We start from the raw sequence: 14369 nt of genomic DNA on the forward strand, positions 1-14369 counted from the left end.
CAAGACGGACCCGAGCCGGACGACACCGAACGGGCCCGCAAGCGCGGCGTGACCAAGCACAAACAGCGCGATGACCAAATGGTCGATCTGCGCGCGACGTTGACCCCCGAAGCGTGGGCGGTGTGGGAGGTCATCTTCGCCAAGTACGCCGCGCCGGGGATGTGCAATCCCGACGACCCCGAACCCTGCACTTCGGGGACACCGTCACAAGCCCAGATCGACAACGACCACCGCAGCCTGGCCCAGCGTCAACACGACGCGATGCTCGCCGTCGGGCGGATCGCGCTGATGAGCGGCGAGCTCGGACACCTCAACGGGCTGCCGGTCTCGGTCATGATCCGCACCACTCTGCAGGACTTGGAGTCCCGCGCCGGGGTCGGCACCACCGGCGGCGGCACCGTCATACCTATTGCCGACGTGATCCGCATGGCCGGCCACGCCAACCACTACCTCGCGGTGTTCGACGGTGCGACCGGATCGGCGCTGAACCTGTTCCGCGCCAAACGCATCGCCTCCCCGGCGCAACGGATCATGCTCATCGCACGCGACGGCGGATGCACCAAACCGGGCTGCACCGTCGGCGCCTACGGCTGCCAAGCCCATCACGTGGAGACCGATTGGTGCGACGGCGGCAACACCAATGTCGACGAACTCGGCCTGGCCTGTGGGCCCGACAACCGCAGCGTCGATCAGGACGGCGGCTGGACCACCCACATGAACGACCACCGCGATGTCGAATGGACCCCGCCGACTGGATTGGGCACCGGCCAGGCGAGGGTCAACTACTACCACCGCCCCGAACGGCTGCTACGCACCCAGAGCGAACCGGAACATCCGGACCAGATCCCGAGCGCCACAACCGACTCCGCCGACGGCAGCAAGATCGACGACGCTGAATCGGGTGCCCCACGACCGGCCGACGAACCCGGCGAACCCGGCGGACCCGCACCACCCGAAGACCAAGCGGCCTAAAGGCCGCAGATCTCACACACCGGAACGCGACCGGAGAACGTCTGAAGCCATCAGGAATCATGGCCCAACTGCTCAACGGCACCGGCTTCTCGGCGATGAACACGCGCGCGGTTGGCGTACGCGCTGGCGTACCGAACGAAAGGGGCACCTCCCGAAACCTCCGGAAAGCGCCTCTGACCTGCGTCGGGCTGACAGGATTTGAACCTGCGACCACTTGAACCCCGGGCCCCGGAACGGGTTGCGTCCAGCAGAGTGGCGCCTCTCTGTGTCAAGTAGTGGTGTTGGCGTCGCGGAGTAGTTGTCGGTAGACGGTGTCGGAAAGTCGTCTCTTGAGGCAGCGCATCGCTTCGCTGTGACTCTTGCCGTTGGCGCGTTTGCGCAGGTAGTAGGTACGTCCCGGGGTGTCTCGTCGGATCTGGGTGATGGCCATGACGTGTAAGCAGTAATTGAGTTGGCGATCGCCGGCGCGCGAAAGCCGGTGCCGGACGACGTCTCCGGAGGACACTTCGATTGGGGCTGTGCCGGTGTAACTGGCGAACGCTGCAGGTGAGTCGAAGCGCTGGATCGAGCCGACTCTGGAGACAATCTTGGCGGCGGTGAGCGCCCCGATGCCGTGGAGCTCGGTCAGGGTAGTACCGCAGTCTTTCACCGCAATCTCGATGTCATGGACGGCCTTGTCGATTCTGCGGTCGAGTCCACGCAGTTCCGAGATCAGATCCGCGGCCAGTGCGCGTAGCGTCTTGCCAGCGGTGTCTCGTGGGCGCACGGTGCGTAGTAGCTCAGCGGCACGTTCGGCGTTCAGGTCGCGGCTGGCGCCGCCGGGAATGAGGTGGGTGAGAACGGTGTGAAGTCTGTTGATGGTTTGTGTTCGGGTCTTGACCAAGTCGTCGCGGTGTTCGACGAGCGCGCGTAAAGCCGTTGTAGCAGAATCGATTTCGGCAGTGTTCAGAGAACTGGACGTATGAGCGGCGACGCCCACCGAAACGGCATCGGCTTCATCGCTTTTCCGACCGTGTCCTGTCGAGAGGAGCCTTACTCTGGCCGCGAGCTTTGCGGGGACGTCAAGGACGGTGATGCCGTCTTGACGCAGTCGAACGGTCAGTGGAGCTCCGAGACCGCTGGCGCCTTCTATCGCCCACGCGGTGTCGGGCCAGCGCCGGGCGAAGCGCAGTAGCGTTCGGTAGCCGTCTCGGCTGACCGGGACGCGGATTGTTGCCAGCGGTTGCAGCCGGACATCCACGGCTGCGGCGGTCCACGACCGCTTGTGTGGGTCGATCGCAATCATTACCGGCGGCGTGGACATGTTCGGGGTTGATGCCATGTGTTTCCTCTGCTCGAATGGATTCGGTTGCGAGGAGGGCACACCAACTTTGGGTCGAACAAGCCTCTCTTCAGCCACTCCACGCCGTGGTGGTGGCGAACGGCCGGCAGGCCACTCTCGGAGTCAGCCCGAAGGCGACAGGTGTACGACGAGCCAGACCGATCACCACCACAGGGAGCATCGCTGCAGGCGGCGCATCCCCGCTCGAATTCAACAAGTTGGTGTACGAGTCGGACCTGATCAGCGGCACCGGCGTGTCGTAGCCGAGTGATCGAGGACCGTCCAAAGTCACTCGAGCAAAGGAACCACGCGATGACCGCTGCCCACAATATCGACCTGCCTGCTGTGCTTGCCGAACGACTCACCACCACTCATCCCGAAGTGCTGCGCGAGCTGCTCGCCACGTTCATCCACACCCTGATGGGTGCCGAAGCTGACGCACTGTGCGGCGCCGGTTACGGTGAGCGTTCGGCGCGGCGCGCCAACTCCCGCAACGGTTACCGGCACCGCGAATTCGACACCCGCGCAGGCACTCTGGATCTCGCGATCCCGAAGGTTGCGGCACGGCTCGTACTTCCCGGACTGGCTGCTGGAACGCCGCAAACGTGCCGAGCGGGCGCTGACGACCGTGGTCGCGACCTGCTACTTGCTCGGAGTCTCGACGCGGCGGATGGACAAGCTCGTCGAGACGTTGGGCATCACCAGCCTGTCGAAGTCGCAAGTCAGTGTGATGGCCAAGGAACTCGACACCGCCGTCGAAGCGTTCCGCACCCGGCCCTTGGACGCCGGCCCGTACACGTTCGTGGCCGCCGACGCCCTGGTGCTCAAGGTCCGCGAGCAGTGTCGGGTGGTCAACGTGCACGCCCTGATCGCCGTCGGGGTCAACAAGGAGGGCTACCGGGAGATCTTGGGCATCGACGTGTCCACCGCCGAGGACGGCGCCGGCTGGATGGCGTTCTGGCGGTAGCTGACCGCCCGATGGCCTGTCTGGAGTCAAACTCGTCACCAGTGACGCTCATGCCGGGCTGGTCGCGGCGATCGGCGCCACGCTGCCCGGGGCGGCCTGGCAGCGCTGCCGAACGCATGACACGACCAACCTGATGGCCATCACTCCCAAGAGCTCGTGGCCGTGGGTGCGCACCCTGCTGCATTCGGTGTTCGATCAACCCGACACCGAATCCGTTGCCGCACAATATTACCGGACCATCAACGCACTGGCCGACAAGCTCCCCAAGGTCGCCGACCACCTGGAAGCAGCCCGCCCGGACCTGCTGGCGTTCACGGCCCTTCCCAAGCAGATCTGGCGCCAGATCTGGTCGAACAATCCCCAGGAACGTCTCAACAAGGAAATCCGGCGACGCGCCGACGTCGTCGGCATCTTCCCCGACCGAAACGCGCTGATCCGGCTTGTCGGGGCCGTGCTGGCCGAACAACACGAAGAATGGGCCGAATCCCGGCGCTACCTCGGCCTCGACGTCCTGAGCAAATCACGCATAGTCAACGACACCCAGACAGAACAGGAGGCCACCCCCGCGGCACTGACCGCCTGAATCACCACCACGAGGAATCACACGACGACGTCGTACACCACGTCCCTGGACTTGACTGATGGTAGCGGCGCTGAATCGACTGTCGCACACTGAAAGGAAGGCGTCGCCATGACCCGAACCACCGCCGCTGGTCAATCAGCTTATTGCCCTCGGTCAGCACGATTCGATCGGCCACGTCACCCGACGCGGCAGGGGCGCTGTAGGTTCGACGGCCTCATCCGACTCGACGAGCCCCGCAGTAGCCCCGCCCTCGAAAGGTGAGTCGGGCCGCACGAGGCGTGTTCGCCAAGCCCCTCATCGCGCCCATTGGCGCCGTGCGCGCCACGGTAGCGGTGCATCGCAGCTAGCCCGACCGGCCGGGCAGGTCGGCGACCATGTCGACCCGCTGCTCGTCGAAACTCAGGTGGTCGCGGATCGGCAGGCTCTCCGGCGGCGGGTCGGGATAGCTCCACGCGACATCGTGGTAGGTGGTGTCGCCCACGGTGGCCGACCAGTACGTCGCCCAGCCCTTGTAGTTGCAGTAGCTCTCGGTGTCGCTGCGGCGCAACAGATCCGTGCGCACGTGGTCGGGGTGGACGTACAACTTCGGCGCCAACGCGGTCTCGAAGACGGTGACCGTGTCCGCGGTGTCGACGAGCACGGTGGCGCCCACGCTGACGCGTAACCGGCGCCCGCCGGGCAGACAGTCGACACGGTGATAGGGGTTCGGTGGATAGTGCACCAGCGGACGCCCCTCCTCGGACCAGGTGTCGACCGCGTCCCACGGCACGTACACATATCCGGGCGCCTCGGCGACCGGCTGCCGGGGCAGGTCGCCGACGACCTCCTCGGGGAACGCGTAGCTCAGTGGATGACCGCGGCGGTGTACCAGCAGCGCCGCCTCGGTGTCGATCACCGTTCTCGCGCCCGAGCGTGCCTGCACACGCCGCGGATGGGGTTCGACGAAGACGGCCTCCGCAGGTACGGGCGGATGGAAGCAGCCGGCGGGATCCGCGCTGAGCGGACCCCGGCCTGCCGTGAGCGTCATGAACCGAAGACTACGTCGATGCCGCGCCGACCGGGGTGGGAAGATCACCGGAGTGGGGTACACGTGCTGCGGCAACGTCGAGTGATGGGGTGGTCGTGAAACGACTCAACGGTGTGGATGCGCTGATGCTCTACAGCGAGACGCCTGAGATCCACATGCACACCCTGAAGATCGGGGTGCTCGACCTCTCCGGTCTCGGCGACGGCTACAGCCGCGCCCTGTTCCGCGAGGTCGCGATGCCCCGCCTGCAGGCCCTCCCGCCGCTCCGCCGCCAACTCGTCGAGATCCCGGGGCGCGTCCACCACCCGATGTGGCGGCAGAACCCGACGATCGACTTCGACCATCACGTGCGGTTCGTCGAGGTGCCCGCGCCCGGCGGCCGTCGGGAACTCGACGAGCTCATCGGCCGGATCGCGAGTACGCCACTGGACCGTTCGCGGCCCCTCTGGGAGCTGTATGTGGTGGAAGGTCTGGCGGACAACAGGATCGGGGTGGTGCACAAGGTGCACCACGTCCTGGCCGACGGGGTGGCCTCGGCCAACCAGCTGGCCCGCGCGATCTCGCCGGCCGAGCCCGAGGAGGTCGGTGACCACGAATCGGCGGATGACCAGGGGCACGATCCGTTCACCCTGCTGCGCGCCGCCGGTGGCGACCACGTCCGGCAGATGCGCCGGCTGCCCGGTCTGCTGCGCCAGACCGCCGGGGGAGTCAATCAGGTGCGCCGGCGGTCCCGCGAGCGGGTCGCGGATCCGGATTTGGCCCGCAACTTCGCGCCGCCGCAGACGTTCCTCAACCACGTGGTCAGTCCGGTGCGCCGCTTCGCGTCGGCTCCGCTGGCGCTGTCCGACGCCAAAGACGTCGCTCGCCGCCTCGACGTCACCCTGAATGACATCGTGCTGGCGACCGCGGCGGGCGCGCTGCGGGAGTTGCTGCTGCGCTACGACGGCCACGCCGACGCCCCGCTGATCGCCGGTGTACCCGTGGCGTTCGACACTTCGCCGGACCGGTTGTCGGGCAACCACTTCAGCTACATCACCCCGTCGATTCCCGTGCACCTCGCCGATCCCCTCGAACGGGTACGGGTCACGTCGGTCGCCACGTCGATCGCGAAGGAGAACCACCACCTGCTCGGACCGACGACCATTGCCTCCTGGTTGAACTACCTTCCGCCCCAGGTGGTCCCGAGCGTCTTCCGCCGGCAGGCGCGACGTATGGAGTCCAGCTTGATCATGAACCTCACCATCTCGAACGTGCCGGGCCCGAAGACGCCGGGCCTCGTCTCCGGCGCGTCGGTCAGCGAGATCTACTCCGTCGGGCCGCTCGTGGTGGGGAGCGGCATGAACATCACCGTGTGGAGCTATGTCGACCAGCTGAGTATCTCGGTGCTCACCGACGACCGGACGCTGGACGATCCGCACGAGGCGACCGACGCGATCGTGCGGGCGTTCGCCGAGATCCGCACGGCCGCAGGCGTGGACGGTCCGCTCACGGAGGTGTCCGGCGCGCTGCCGCTCGTCGGGACCGCGTGATGGCCGCGGGGTTGGCGACCCGCCTGGCCGCGGTGGTCGGAACCGGTCATGTCATCGACGACCCGGACCTCGTGGCGGGCCGCAGCGTGGACTACACCGGCCGGTACCGCGGCCGCGGATCGCTGCTGGTGCGCCCCGCGTCGGCGGAGGAGGTCGTCGCGGTGCTGGCCGAATGTCGCGCCGCGGGCAGCCCTGTGACGGTGCAGGGTGGACGCACCTCCCTGGTGGCAGGCACCGTGCCCGAGCACGACGACGTTCTGCTCTCGACCGAGCGCATCTGCTTCCTCGATCCGGTCGACACCGGCGAGCGTCGGATCCGCGCGGGCGCCGGAGCAACGCTGGCGGCGGTCCAGCGCACGGCGGCCGCCGACGGGCTCCTGTTCGGCGTCGATCTGGCGGCCCGCGATTCGGCCACGGTCGGCGGGATGGCGTCGACGAACGCTGGTGGGCTGCGCACTGTGCGCTACGGCAACATGGGCGAGCAGGTGCTGGGGTTGGAGGTGGTGCTGCCCGACGGCACCGTGCTGGTCCGGCACAGCGAGGTGCGTAGCGACAACACCGGCTACGACCTGGCGGCGCTGTTCGTCGGTGCGGAGGGCACGCTCGGTGTCATCACCGCACTGGATCTGCGGCTGCACCCGGTGCCTGCGCATCGCGTCACGGCGGTGTGCGGCTTCACCGATCTGGACGCCCTGGTGGCCGCGGGCCGGGTCTTTCGCGACATCTCGCAGATCGCGGCGCTGGAACTCATCGACGCACGGGCGGCCGCTCTGGCCGCCGAGCACCTCGCCACCCCCGTCCCGGTCGGTGGGAACTGGCTCCTGCTGGTCGAACTGGCCGCGGACACCGATCCCACCGAGACGCTGGCCGCGGCGCTGGACGAGGTCGACGTCTGCGGCGAACCGGCCGTCGGCGTCGACTCCGCCGCCGCGACCCGGTTGTGGCAGGTGCGCGAATCCGTGGCCGATGTCGTCGGATTGTTCGGCCCGCCTTTGAAATTCGACGTGTCCCTGCCGCTGTCGCGGATCGCCGCCTTCGCCCGTGACTCCGCTGCACTGGTCACGGAGCACGCCGCCGACGCGGTGCCGGTGTTGTTCGGGCACATCGGGGAGGGCAATCTGCACCTGAACGTACTGCGGTGCTCACTCGATGCGGAGCAGGGGCTCTACGCGGCGATGATGGCGCTGATCGCCGACCACGGCGGCAACGTCAGTTCCGAGCACGGAGTCGGCACGCGCAAACGGGACTACCTGTCGATGTCGCGGACCGAGGCCGACATCGCCACCATGCGGGCGGTCAAGGCGACGCTGGACCCGGCGGGATACCTGAATCCCGCGGTGCTGTTCGGCAGCTGAGCCTCCTTTACAGATCGCGTCGATAGTGTCACGCTGGGGGTTGTCAGCCGATCGTGAACGGAGCCGCCTGTGCCGACTGTCTCGATGCCGAACCGGGCCCAAGGCCGCACCGCCCCGGACGCCGGAGCGGCGCTGCGGCTGCAGTACCGGCTCGACGTCCTCGGCGCCGATGCGGGCGATGTGGTGCGGGCCGCGGGCGGGTGGCTGTTCGACCGCGCGCTGGCCGGATGGGCGGTCGGGGTATGGCTCATCGACACCCGCGACTTACGGGCACTGACGGTCCTGGGCGCGCGGGTGTATCCGTTCGTCGATGCACCGGCGCCGGCTGCGGAGGACGAGGTGGTCGCGGGTCTGGCGGTGGCCGGAGGGCTGGTCGCGACCGAGCATGCGGTCGGCGCCCTGGTTGCCGATGCGCTGCGCACCGGGTCGACCGAGGTCGTGTCCTGGGGTGAGCCGTGTCCGAAGCTCGGTGGGCGCTCCACCGTGGTGCGCTATCAACCGAGTGCGGCAGCGCGGGCTTTCAAGCGGCAGGCGCTGATCGCGTTGGGCGGTGCGGACCCGTCGGTCGAGACGGTGGAGATGCTGCGTTGTGGTGGCTACCGGCCACTCGATTCCGACCTGGTGACGACCGGGAACTAGCGGGTCCAGCCGCGCTTGCGCAGCCACCAATCGCGGATCACCCAGCCGATGATCACCGCGGCGAACCCGATGAGGAACCAGTCCTCGACGCGCCCGACGTGATTGCCACGCAGCATGGTCAGCAGGAAGAACGCGCCGAACAGGAGTGTTCCGTGGATGACCCGCGGGTTCTCCTTGCTCCAGCCCCAGTTCGCCGACGGCACGTCCTCGACGTCGACGCCGGTGTGTCGTTCCACCTCGGTACTTGCCACGGGGCGCTCCTCACGATCGGACGGCAACTCGGCTCATTCTGGCATACCCGTCACCGGCTCCGATCAGGTGATCTCCGCGTACCGCCGCAGCGCCTCGGCCCGCTCCGTCGCGTGATCCACGATCGGCGCCGGATAACCCGCGGGCCGGTCGACGCCGAGCTTGTGGACGTCGGCGACGCCGGCGAGTTCGGGTACCCACCGCTTGATGTAGGCGCCGTCCGGGTCGAACTTCGCGCCCTGCGTCGTCGGGTTGAACACCCGGAAGAACGGGGCGGCGTCGGTACCGCTGCCCGCGGTCCACTGCCAGCCGTGCTGGTTGTTGGCCATATCGCCGTCCACGAGCTGCTCGAGGAACCAGCGTGCGCCCCACTGCCACGGCAGATGTAGATCCTTGACCAGGAATGAGGCCACGATCATCCGCACCCTGTTGTGCATCCAGCCGATCGCGGCGAGTTGGCGCATACCGGCGTCGACGATGGGAAAACCGGTACGGCCCGCCTTCCACGCGGCGAACATCTTCTCCGCCGCCGCACCTTCGTCGACCCGGATCGCGTCGAAACCCCGGTTCCAGTTCCACCACACGCTGTGCGGCCATTCGTGGAGCACCGACGCGTAGAAGTCCCGGAACGCCAACTCGCGCAGATACGCCCGCGCGCCCTCACCGCGGCCGAGATCGGGAACCATCGTGCGGGGGTGGATGGTGCCGAACTTCAGGTGTGCCGACATCCGGCTGGTGACATCGAGGTCGGGGCGGTTGCGGTCGTCGGCGTAACCCGCCAGTCCGTCGTCCACGAAGGCCTGCCAATGCTGTCGCGCCGCGCTCTCCCCGGCTGGAATGTCGAGTTCGACGCCGCCGTCGGGAATCTCCACGGTGCCGCCCACCGACGTCGGGTCGATCCAGGTCGCCGAGTCCGCGCCGGTCTGGGCGGGTGAACGCCAGCCGTGCCGGCGCCACGCGTCGAAGAACGGGCTGAACACCTTGTAGGGGGAGCCGTCGCCCTTGGTGACCCGGCCCGGTGACACCAGATAGGGGGAGCCCGATGCCTCCAACGGGACGTCGCCGAGGGCCTGGCGGACCGCGTCGTCGCGTCGTAGACCGAAGGGGGTGTAATCCTCGGAGACGTGGACGGCCGACGCGCCGATCTCCTTGGCCAGCGCCGGAATCCGCTGTTCGGGTCGGCCCCGGGTGACCAGCAGACATCCGTCGAGGCGCTCGCGCAGATCCCGCAGCGCGTCGTGCAGATACTGCAGGCGCCGCGGACCCGACGACGCGTGCAGGCGCGGGTCGAGCACGTAGCAGGCCAGGACGCTGCCGTCGGCTGCCGCGGCGTCGGCGAGCGCGGGCAGATCGTGGAGACGCAGGTCGCGGCGGAACCACAGCAGTGTGGGCATTCATCCCTGCTGCCCGCCGGGCCGGCCGCGGAAACTCCGCCGCGCTGACGGATCGGTGACGTCACCCGGCGCGGCGCGGCTGCTGTCAGAATTCCCCATGTCCGTGCGCCCCGGCGAGCACTATCCGAGCGACATGGTCGGGTAGGTCCGGATCCGAAGTGGCCGGATGACGCGCGCATCGCGGTTCAGTTCGTCCTCAACTACGAGGAGGGTGCGGAGAACAGTCCGCTGCACGGCGACCTGGGCACCGAAACTTTTCTATCGGAAATTATTGGCGCACAGTCGTTTCCGAACCGGCACATGAGCATGGAGTCGTTGTACGAATACGGTTCGCGAGCGGGGCTGTGGCGGGTGTAGGCGGTCGACCTGCTGACCGAGCTCACCGGACGTGCGCCACTGGGCTGGTACTCCTACGCCGACTCCTACGCCGACGACCTGCCGTACTGGACCGAGGTCGACGGGCGGCACCACCTTGTGGTGCCGTACACGCTCGACACCAACGACATGAGATTCGCGATCGCCGGTGGGTTCCCACCTCCGTGACGCCTTCGACGTGCTGTACGCGGAGGGCGTCGCGGGCGCGCCGAAGATGCTGTCGATCGGCCTGCACTGCCGCCTGATCGGTCGGCCTGCGCGCACGGCTGCCCTCGAGCGGTTCCTCGACCATGTGCAGTCCCACGACCGTGTCTGGATCCCCCGGCGGATCGACATCGGGCGGCATTGGATCGAGCGTTTCCCGCCGCAGTGATCCGGGGCCGGGGAATTAATTGCCGAGCCTTACTATCCGGTTTGCTGAGGGCTTGTCCGTTCCTTGCCGGCCGGGGGATATGCATAGGGCGTTTCGCCTGGCGGACAGCCGAGCGAACAGGCCGCCGACAAAATTTGAAACTGAGGATAAGCTGAGAGCTGCCGAAGAGGTGGAGGGAGCAGGTCGGCCGCTCGCCGCGGGACAGTGCGGTTAAGCGGCGTCTGACGTGCGAATACCAGGAATCGTCGAATCAAACCCATTCTGTGAGATCAGCCCGAATTCTCAGCGAACGGCCATCTGCAGGGTCAATAAATCTTTTGAAAACGCAACAACAGCCAAACGAACCCTTCAACATTCGCTGCAGTGAAACATATCCAGTGTTAGGTTGCTGCTGCTCACTCAGCTTCCATCCGAAAGGGATGAACATGGTCAACAACTCAAGTGTGGCTCGGGGGCGCCGTCCGCTCGTTGCGACGGCTGCCGCGCTCGGGGGCGCCGGCCTGATCCTGGGCGCTCCGGCAGCTGCTCTGGTCGCCGCGCCCGCCGCTGCGGCCGCTCCCGTGTTCGCTCCGGCTCCCGAGCAGTTCGGCCAGCTGCCGTTCTTCGGCGACGCCTTCGGCACGCCCATCCCGTTCCTCGATCCGATGGCGCTGATCGATCCGCTCCTGGACATCGCGGGCACGATTCCCGTCCTCAACATCTTCATCGGAAACGGCGCCGACGGAACCCTGGCCAACCCCAATGGCGGCGACGGCGGCATCTTCTTCGGTAGTGGCGGCAACGGCTTCAACGGGTTCTACAACGGCACCACCAGCAGCAACGGTGGCAATGGCGGCAACGCCGGCTTCTTCTTCGGTAACGGCGGTAACGGCGGTAACGGCGTACGCGGTGGCTACAACGAGAACGGCGACCCGGTCGAGGCCACCAACGGCGGCAATGGTGGAGCCGGCGCGTTCCTGTTCGGCAGCGGCGGCAACGGTGGCTTCGGCGGCGCCGGGCGCCCCGGCCTGAATGGCCAGAACCCGCAGCCGGGCGAGGACACCCCCGGCATCAGCAACGGTGAAGACGGCGCGTTCGGTGAGAATGGCGGCGACGGCGGGGTCGACGGTGGTGACGGCGGCGCGGGCGGCAACGGCGACCAGCTGGTCAACCCCAACGGCGGTGACGGCGGCGACGCCCAGGGTGGCGGCGGCAACGGTGGCGCGGGTGGCGACGGTGCCGACACCGGTTTCGACGCGGACAATGTCCTGCAGCCCGGCGGTAACGGCGGCAAGGGCGGCAACGGCGTGGCCTCGACGGCCAGCGGCAGTGACGGTGGTGCCGGCGGTAACGGTGGCGCGGGCGGCGCGGGCGGCTACCTCTTCGGCTTCGGCGGTAACGGTGGTGTCGGTGGCGTCGGCGGTGCCGGCGGCCGTGGCGCGGACGGCGGCAGCGGTGGCGACGGCGGTGTCGGCGGCGCCGGCCTCGCCGGAGAGGGTGCCGGTAACGGGGGCAACGGCGGCAATGGCGGCAACGGTGCCGACGCCGGCGACGGTGGTGTCGGTGGCAACGGTGGCGCGGCCGGAGCGGGCGGTTTCATTCCGTTCCTGACCGGGCCCGGTGTCGGCGGTAACGGCGGCAACGGTGGTGTCGGCGGCGACGGCGGAAACGGCGGCAGCGTCGGCAAGGGCGGCGCCGCGGGCATCGTCGTGGGCGGTGGGCCTGCCGGCCAGCCCGGCAATGATGGCGAAACCGCAGGCACCGGTGGCGCAGCCGGTAAGGGCGGCGCCGGCGGTAAGGGCGGCGCAGGCGGCGGCGTGGACGGCGTTGCCGGTAAGGGTGGCGTGGCCGGCGCCGACGGCCAGGGCCCCGCGGCCCAAGCCCCCGACGTCCAGTGATGTGACGACGCGGGGGAGGCCGGCGCTCACTCGTCGGTCTCCTCCGCGTCGACCATCAACTCTTTGCTGTTTGCACAGTTGGTGGAGGGAGACGAGTCGAGCCGGGTGGGGCTTGTCAACGACCCTTCCGAGCCCCTTCGGCACGAATACGCACACATTCGACGATCGAACCCGATCTTGATCGCGGACGAATACCCTGCACCGCACCACTTCACCGAAAGCGACCCCCACCATGGCACTTGAGAAGAAGCGTCGTCACGCCGGCAGGCATCGTGCCGAGGAACTGCCGGTACGGCGGTGGCTGCAGTTGAGTGCGGCTTCGGCGGGTATGGGCGCGGCGTTGCTGGGTTGGTCGCTGATCGGTTCGCAAACCTCCATCGCGTCGGCAGACGGTGGTGTCGATGGCTCGTCGGCGGCAGCAGGTCCGGCCGCCTCGCCGGCCAACGGTGTGGAAACCCGCTCGGCGAGTTCGCCTGGCTCGGCAGCGTCGTCGTCGCGCGATGACGACGGTCCGTCACAGATGTCGCGTCGTACCGCGCGTGATGCCGCCGAGGGCGACCGTGCAGAGCCTGCCGATGCGGTGACCCGGGCGGAACGACGGGCGAATACGCTTGCGCGCACACCGGATTCGAACGCGGTGGCTCCGGCCGGGGCCACGACCGGAGCGACGGCTTCGGTAGCCGACAGACTGACCGATTCGACGTCGGTGGGCTCGCGCCTGGCTCAGCGCACCGCGACCGCCCCGGACGTCAACGGCTTCGGAACCGCGGTGACCGGACTGTTCAACCGGCCCCCGGCTGAACCCGCCGCCGCACCCGGCGCCACGGTGAAGTTCGAGTTCGACTACACAGAAGGCGCCGAGGAATGGACTCCGGAGCGCCGCCGCGAGCTGGAACAGGCGGCATCGGTGCTCGCCGAGTACTTCCGGGCCCCCGTGCCCGTCACTATCACCTACGAGGTGGAGGGCGATCCCGGCGACCGCTTCCTCGCGGAAGCCGGCAGTGATCCCATCAGTGGTGCGCCGGGCTACTACAACACGGTGGTGCAGGAGAAGTTCATCTCCGGGTTGGACCTCAACGGTCCCGAGGCCGACGGCAACATCAAGTTCTATTTCGGAAACGACTGGGGCCTGGGCTACCAGGTCGAGCCCGAACAGTACGACTTCGTCTCCACGGCGATGCACGAGATGATGCACTCGCTGGGATTCCTCTCCCAGACGGACGAGCCCGGTAAGAACACCCGCACGAACTGGGCGATCTTCGACCGCTACCTCGTCGACTCGGCGGGCGAGCGCCCCATCGGCGCCGACTACCGCTTCGACGATGCGTTCAACCCCAACCTGATCGGCTGGAACGGCGGTATGTACTTCGGTGGTCCGAACGCGGTGGCCGCCTACGGCGCATTCGTTCCCCTGTTCACACCGGATCCCTATCAGCCCGGCAGCTCGATGTCGCACCTCGACGACACGACCTTCACCGGCGTGAACGCCCAGATGATGAATTCCGCGGCCAACAAAGCGGGCAACGACCGGCGGTTCCTGAGTGCGATCGAGCAGGGAATCATGGCCGACCTCGGGTACCAGGTGAATTTCCAGGCGCCCGCGCCCTACGCGCCGCCGGTGGCCGGGGCATTTTTCGGATTCCTGATCTTGCGCCGCCGGCGGAAGCCGGAAGCATCCGACAACTGAACCAGCCGACGACACAGGAAG

10 protein-coding genes and 2 pseudogenes are annotated in these 14369 nt (G+C 67.8%); 8 read left to right on the forward strand and 4 right to left on the reverse strand.

The window, feature by feature from the left end; genetic code table 11:
• Positions 1-972, forward strand: a 972-nt coding sequence (locus tag A5757_RS19695) for an HNH endonuclease signature motif containing protein (RefSeq protein WP_156618579.1), incomplete at its 5' end; no start/stop codon positions are given.
• 268 nt (positions 973-1240) lie between these two features.
• On the opposite strand, the gene A5757_RS19700 is transcribed toward A5757_RS19695, so the two are convergent.
• Positions 1241-2293: an IS110 family transposase gene (locus A5757_RS19700; RefSeq protein ID WP_013470346.1), complete on the reverse strand. Its 1053-nt coding sequence runs from the start codon at positions 2291-2293 to the stop codon at positions 1241-1243.
• 312 nt (positions 2294-2605) lie between these two features.
• Between A5757_RS19700 and A5757_RS19705 the strand changes: the two are divergent.
• Positions 2606-3843 (forward strand): annotated as a pseudogene (locus tag A5757_RS19705) (IS256 family transposase).
• A gap of 343 nt (positions 3844-4186) precedes the next feature.
• On the opposite strand, the gene A5757_RS19710 reads toward A5757_RS19705, so the two are convergent.
• Positions 4187-4870: a DUF427 domain-containing protein gene (locus A5757_RS19710; protein WP_066837501.1), complete on the reverse strand. Its 684-nt coding sequence runs from the start codon at positions 4868-4870 to the stop codon at positions 4187-4189.
• A gap of 95 nt (positions 4871-4965) precedes the next feature.
• Between A5757_RS19710 and A5757_RS19715 the strand changes: the two genes are divergently transcribed.
• The 3 genes from A5757_RS19715 to A5757_RS19725 all read left to right on the forward strand — a co-directional run bounded on the left by A5757_RS19715 (position 4966) and on the right by A5757_RS19725 (position 8393).
• Positions 4966-6399 carry a wax ester/triacylglycerol synthase family O-acyltransferase gene (locus A5757_RS19715; RefSeq protein ID WP_082929593.1) on the forward strand — a complete coding sequence of 478 codons (1434 nt, stop codon included), beginning with the start codon at positions 4966-4968 and terminating at the stop codon, positions 6397-6399.
• Positions 6399-7754: an FAD-binding oxidoreductase gene (locus A5757_RS19720; RefSeq protein ID WP_066837507.1), complete on the forward strand. Its 1356-nt coding sequence runs from the start codon at positions 6399-6401 to the stop codon at positions 7752-7754. Before A5757_RS19715 ends, A5757_RS19720 begins: the two co-directional genes overlap by 1 nt.
• Before the next feature lie 69 nt (positions 7755-7823).
• Complete coding sequence (locus A5757_RS19725) at positions 7824-8393, forward strand: hypothetical protein (RefSeq protein ID WP_156618581.1); 570 nt, start codon at positions 7824-7826, stop codon at positions 8391-8393.
• Here A5757_RS19725 and A5757_RS19730 read toward each other — a convergent pair.
• Entirely contained in the window at positions 8390-8644 is a 255-nt protein-coding gene (locus A5757_RS19730; RefSeq protein WP_066837513.1) for a DUF2631 domain-containing protein, read from the reverse strand. The genes A5757_RS19725 and A5757_RS19730 overlap by 4 nt on opposite strands.
• A gap of 63 nt (positions 8645-8707) precedes the next feature.
• Positions 8708-10036 (reverse strand): deoxyribodipyrimidine photo-lyase, encoded by a 1329-nt coding sequence (locus A5757_RS19735; protein ID WP_066837516.1) that lies wholly within the window; start codon positions 10034-10036, stop codon positions 8708-8710.
• 90 nt (positions 10037-10126) lie between these two features.
• Here A5757_RS19735 and A5757_RS19740 point away from each other — a divergent pair.
• From A5757_RS19740 to A5757_RS19750, 3 genes and pseudogenes are all read left to right on the forward strand, one after another.
• Positions 10127-10784, forward strand: a pseudogene (locus tag A5757_RS19740) (hypothetical protein).
• 443 nt (positions 10785-11227) lie between these two features.
• Positions 11228-12661: a PGRS repeat-containing protein gene (locus tag A5757_RS23990; protein ID WP_304440367.1), complete on the forward strand. Its 1434-nt coding sequence runs from the start codon at positions 11228-11230 to the stop codon at positions 12659-12661.
• A 232-nt stretch (positions 12662-12893) separates the two neighbouring features.
• Positions 12894-14348 (forward strand): hypothetical protein, encoded by a 1455-nt coding sequence (locus A5757_RS19750; RefSeq protein ID WP_156618583.1) that lies wholly within the window; start codon positions 12894-12896, stop codon positions 14346-14348.
• The last annotated feature ends 21 nt before the right edge of the window (positions 14349-14369 follow it).

This window comes from Mycobacterium sp. 852013-51886_SCH5428379 (assembly GCF_001665575.1).
Classification (GTDB): Bacteria; Actinomycetota; Actinomycetes; order Mycobacteriales; family Mycobacteriaceae; genus Mycobacterium.

What these genes read in the sequence shown, in the direction of transcription:
- A5757_RS19700 (WP_013470346.1), bottom strand. Translation starts at nt 2,293, where the DNA reads ATGGCATCAACCCCGAACATGTCCACGCCGCCGGTAATGATTGCGATC.
- A5757_RS19710 (WP_066837501.1), bottom strand. Translation starts at nt 4,870, where the DNA reads ATGACGCTCACGGCAGGCCGGGGTCCGCTCAGCGCGGATCCCGCCGGC.
- A5757_RS19720 (WP_066837507.1), top strand. Translation starts at nt 6,399, where the DNA reads ATGGCCGCGGGGTTGGCGACCCGCCTGGCCGCGGTGGTCGGAACCGGT.
- A5757_RS19735 (WP_066837516.1), bottom strand. Translation starts at nt 10,036, where the DNA reads ATGCCCACACTGCTGTGGTTCCGCCGCGACCTGCGTCTCCACGATCTG.
- A5757_RS19750 (WP_156618583.1), top strand. Translation starts at nt 12,894, where the DNA reads ATGGCACTTGAGAAGAAGCGTCGTCACGCCGGCAGGCATCGTGCCGAG.